Origin of the sequence: Acidovorax sp. HMWF018 (assembly GCF_003061035.1) — a bacterium.
Taxonomy (GTDB): domain Bacteria; phylum Pseudomonadota; class Gammaproteobacteria; order Burkholderiales; family Burkholderiaceae_C; genus Acidovorax; species Acidovorax delafieldii.
Window position 1 is genome coordinate 9,915 of record NZ_QAIM01000660.1, and the last position, 4,390, is coordinate 14,304.

A 4,390-nucleotide genomic window follows, 5' to 3' on the forward strand; every position below is an offset into this window, starting at 1 on the left:
CCCGGCACGCGCAGCAGCAGTTCGCGCGGGGCGGTGTTGAGGTTGACCGGAAAACGCTCGCGGTGCGCCAGCGCCCAGGCCAGCTTGGGGTCCATGTCCAGCGCCAGCATGCCCTGCTGAGATGTCGGCACGATCTCGTCGTGGGTGAAGCCATAAAAGCGCATCAGCCAGTCGGCCTGGTACAGCCGGTGCTCGCGCACCGTGGGCGGCGCGGCCAGCGGCAGGGCGTGGGCGGCGTCGGGGATGGGGCTGAAGGCTGAGTAATACACGCGCCGCAGCTGGTGCGCGCCATACAGCCGCGCGCTGGTGGCGAGGATGGTGCGGTCGCTGGTGGCATCGGCCCCCACGATCATCTGCGTGCTCTGCCCGCCGGGCGCGAAGTGCGGAACGCTGGCGCGGCGTGTGGTGCGCGACTGCGGCATGGACACGATGGGCTGTGCAGCCTGCTCCTTGCGCGCGGCGCGGGATTCGCCAATGTGCACCGCCATGCGGGCCATGGACCGGTCGATGCCGGCGCTGTTTTTCTCAGGGGCCAGCGCCTTCAGGCCCTCGGTCGTGGGCAGCTCGATGTTGATGGACAGGCGGTCGGCATAGCGGCCAGCGCGCTGCATCAGCTCGGGCGATGCGTCGGGAATGGTCTTCAGATGGATGTAGCCGCGAAAGTCGTGCTCTTCGCGCAGCACGCGCGCCACCTCCACCACCTGTTCCATGGTGTAGTCGGGGCTCTGGATGATGCCGCTGGACAGGAACAGTCCCTCGATGCAATTGCGTCGATAAAAGTCCAGCGTGAGCTGCACCACCTCATCGACCGTGAAGCGCGCGCGGGGCACGTTGCTGGTCACGCGGTTCACGCAGTACAGGCAGTCGTACTGGCAGAAGTTGGTGAGCAGAATCTTGAGCAGCGAGATGCAGCGCCCGTCCGGCGCATAGCTGTGGCAGATGCCCATGCCCTCGGTGGACCCCATGCCGTGCCCGCCCACGGAGTTGCGCGGCGCAGCGCCGCTCGATGCACACGAGGCGTCGTACTTGGCGGCGTCGGCCAGGATGGCGAGTTTGGACTGTAAATTCACTGGATGAATTTACAGTATTTTGATTGTCTGACGCCAGCCTGGGGTCAAGCGATAGCGGTAATATGCTCCTGATTTAATAGCTGCAAGCGCATGAAAATCATGCGCTTGCAGCCAAAATCACCTGAAAATTGCTGGACTACACCGTTTCGAGGGCCATCACCGCCGTGGCCGTGTTCGAAATGGGGATGTGATAGTTGCTGTGCACCCGCCGCACGCCCGCGCTGGCGGTGGACAGCGCCCCGCGCATGGCCAGCCACATCAGCAGTTCCACGCCCTGGGTGCCGGTTTTTTCCACCAGCTCGTGCACGCTGAACTGCGTGGCCCATTCGGGGTTGGTGGTCAGGCTCTCGATGAACTGCAGGTCAAACGCCTTGTTGATGAAGCCCGCGCGCTCGCCGTCGAGCTGGTGGCTGAGCCCGCCCGAGGCGATCACCGCCACCTTCTTGTTGCTGTCCCAGCTGCTGATCGCCTGGCCCACTGCCTTGCCCAGCGCGTAGCAGCGCTTGGCCGATGGCAGCGGAAACTGCACGGTGTTGATGCACACCGGCACCACCGTCACGGGGCAATCGCCCTCGGGCCAGAAGAGTTTGAGCGGCAGCGTGCAGGCGTGGTCCACCAGCATCTCCTGGCAGGTGGTCACGTCAAATTCCTGGTCGATCAGCGTGTTGATGAGGTGCCACGACAGGTCCACCTCGCCCGGGAAGGGCGGCAACGTGGGGATGCCCCAGCCTTCGTCGGCGTTGTTGTATTCGGCCGCTGCGCCCACGGCAAAGGTGGGCATCTTGTCGAGGAAGAAGTTCAGGCCGTGGTCGTTGTAGAACATCACCACCACGTCGGGCTGCTTCTCCCCCAGCCACTGGCGGATGGGCGGAAAGCCGTCGAAGAAGGGCTTCCAGTACGGATCGTTTTGCAGGCCCTTGTGGATGGCGTTGCCAATGGCCGGGATGTGCGAGGTGCCGAGGCCGCCGATGAGTTGTGCCATTTCGTTTTCCTGATGAAGGTTGTTGTGGCGTGTGTTGTTCAGGCGGCGCCGGGCCGCCCCAAGCCGCCTGAGGCCCCCCTGGGGGGCAGCGAACCACACGCAGTGGGGAGCGTGGGGGCTTAGTCTTTTCCTGCGGCCACGAGCATGGCCTTGAATGCGTCTTTGGTCATGCCCGTCTGCTGCGCGCCGATGTCCTGCATGTCCAGCTTGAAGATGCCCGCAAACTTGGCCAGGTAGTACGCGTTGCCGCCTGCGGCAATCAGCTGCAGCACGTTCTTGGCGCGGATGGCGGCGGCCTGCTGCTCGTTCAGGCCGTATTGCTTCATGTACGCCTCTTCGTCGGCCACAAAGGCCTTGCGGTTGGCCTCGTTGTTGAACGAGAAGCACATCTTGTTAAGCGCATAGCCCTTGCGGGCCTGGTCGCCATCGAACGGCGTGGTGCCGGGAATCGGGGGCAGTTTGGAAGGCATGGAAGTCTCCGGGGCTTGATGTAAGTCAGCCCGCAGTGTCGCGACGGCATTGCCAAAGATGAAGTGGCCCAAGATCATCGAATGCATGAGCAAATTCGATGGATCGGGCCTGGACGGGCACCTGCTGAAGCTGCTGCTGGCGGTGCTGGAGACGGGCAGCATCACGGCGGCGGCCGAGCGCCTGGGCGTCACCCAGTCGGCGGTGAGCCACTTGCTCGACAAGCTGCGCGCCATCACCGGCGACCCGTTGTTTGTGAAGCGCGGGCGCGGCATCGTACCTACCGCACGCGCCGAGGCCCTGGCCCAGCCCGCGCGCGACATGCTGCACCAGATGCAGTTGTTTGCCCAAGGGGCCTACTTTGACCCGCGCGCTTGGCAGACCGAGCTGACCATCGCCGCCAATGACTTCCAGCGCGATTTGCTGCTGCCCGCGCTGGCCGCGCGCCTGCGCAGCGCTGCACCGGGCGTCACGCTGCGCATCGTGCCCAGCGGCGCGCCCAGCGCCGAACTGCTGCGGTCTGACGCGTGCCAACTGGTCATCAGCCCCCGCCCGCCCGAGGGCACCGACATCGTGCAGAAGCGTCTGTTTGAAGACCAATACCGCGTGTTCTATGACCCGGCCGCGCGCAGAGCTCCGGCCTCAGAGGCGGAGTACCTGGCGGCGGACCACGCCACGGTGGCTTACGAGGCGCACCGGGGGCTGGAACTGGACCGGCAACTGGAAGCACGTGGCGTGCGCCGCCGCCTGGTGGTGCGCGTGCCGGGCTTTGCCGCGCTGCCCGCGTTTGTGCGGGGCACCTCGCTGCTCACTACAGCGCCGTCGCTGATGGGGCGCACCGCGTTGGCCGCGCTGGCGGGCGTGCCGGTGCCCGTGGCCTGCCCCAGTCTGCCCATGTACCTGATCTGGCATGTGCGCTACCAGCAAGACGCGGCACACCGCTGGCTGCGGGCGCAGCTGCAAGAGGTCTTGGCCGCTGTGTTGCCTGTGGAAGGAGCCTGACCCGTAGGGTCAGTCGCGCTCCCGTGACAGCGCCTTGCGCAGCCGCCGCGCCGCCCGTTCCCGCAACGAAGGCACGGGGCGCAGCACCGGCCGTGGGTGGGCCTTGGCCTGTTCGCAGGCCGCCAGAAAGTCATTCAGGATGGCCGTGTCATCCAGCGTGTCTGAACCCTGCTTGTGGAACTCCGGATGCCATTGCGTGGCGGCGATGTAGCCGCGCCCTGGCGCAGGCTTGAGGCGAATCGCCTCGGGCACGCCATCGGGTTCGCTCAGTGCCTCGACCACAAATTCCGGCGCCACCCGCTTGATGCCCTGGTGGTGGATGCTGTTGACCCGGGCACGTGGCATGTTGGGGTACAGCTTGGCCAGGTGCGAGTCCGGCAGGATCTGGATGTCGTGGAAGTGCTGGTCGTAGGTGGTGGCGTTGCGGTGCTGCTGCGCACCGGGGTGCTGGGTCTCGATGTCCTGGTACAGCGCGCCGCCAAAGGCCACGTTGATGAGCTGCAGGCCCCGGCACACGCCAAAGATGGGCTTGCCCACCTGGGCAAAGGCTTTCACCACGGCCAGGTCGTACAGGTCGCGCACGCGGTCGCCCACCCACTCTTCGCGCAGGGGCTCCTCGCCATAGTTGCCCGGCCACACGTCGGCGCCGCCGTGCATCACGATGCCGTCCAGCCATTCGGCGTAGTGGTCCAGCGTCACGTCGCCACGCGCGGTCTCACCTGTGGGGCAGGGCACCATCACCACCATGGCGCCGGCAGACATCAGCCAGTGGGCGATGGACTGCTCGACGTATTGCAGCGTCTTGCCTGTGAACAGCGGGCGGGCGGGGTCGGCGTGTTGAAAGCAGGCGGACAGGCCAATCTTGAGG

The 4,390-nt window shown here is 65.8% G+C and carries 4 protein-coding genes and 1 pseudogene; 1 reads left to right on the plus strand and 4 read right to left on the minus strand.

Annotated features, from left to right (window positions below; all coding sequences use genetic code 11):
* The 3 genes and pseudogenes from DBR23_RS27940 to DBR23_RS27950 form a co-directional block, all read right to left on the minus strand.
* Window positions 1-1,070: pseudogene (locus tag DBR23_RS27940) on the minus strand (putative DNA modification/repair radical SAM protein); the annotation flags it as partial.
* 136 nt (window positions 1,071-1,206) lie between these two features.
* The gene (locus tag DBR23_RS27945) at window positions 1,207-2,052 is read right to left on the minus strand and encodes a class III extradiol dioxygenase family protein (protein ID WP_108500218.1); all 846 of its coding nucleotides are present in this window, start codon (window positions 2,050-2,052) and stop codon (window positions 1,207-1,209) included.
* A 119-nt stretch (window positions 2,053-2,171) separates the two neighbouring features.
* Window positions 2,172-2,522: a protocatechuate 4,5-dioxygenase subunit alpha gene (locus DBR23_RS27950; protein ID WP_108500219.1), complete on the minus strand. Its 351-nt coding sequence runs from the start codon at window positions 2,520-2,522 to the stop codon at window positions 2,172-2,174.
* Window positions 2,523-2,598: 76 nt separating this feature from the next.
* Between DBR23_RS27950 and DBR23_RS27955 the strand changes: the two genes are divergently transcribed.
* On the plus strand, window positions 2,599-3,522 hold the full coding sequence (locus DBR23_RS27955) for a LysR family transcriptional regulator (protein ID WP_108500221.1): 924 nt from the start codon (window positions 2,599-2,601) through the stop codon (window positions 3,520-3,522).
* 9 nt (window positions 3,523-3,531) lie between these two features.
* Here DBR23_RS27955 and DBR23_RS27960 read toward each other — a convergent pair.
* A partial coding sequence (locus tag DBR23_RS27960) for a gamma-glutamyl-gamma-aminobutyrate hydrolase family protein (RefSeq protein ID WP_233250795.1) occupies window positions 3,532-4,390 on the minus strand: 859 nt, incomplete at its 5' end.

Coding starts and splice junctions, on each gene's coding strand:
- DBR23_RS27945 (WP_108500218.1), bottom strand. CDS start 2,052: ATGGCACAACTCATCGGCGGCCTCGGCACCTCGCACATCCCGGCCATT.
- DBR23_RS27950 (WP_108500219.1), bottom strand. CDS start 2,522: ATGCCTTCCAAACTGCCCCCGATTCCCGGCACCACGCCGTTCGATGGC.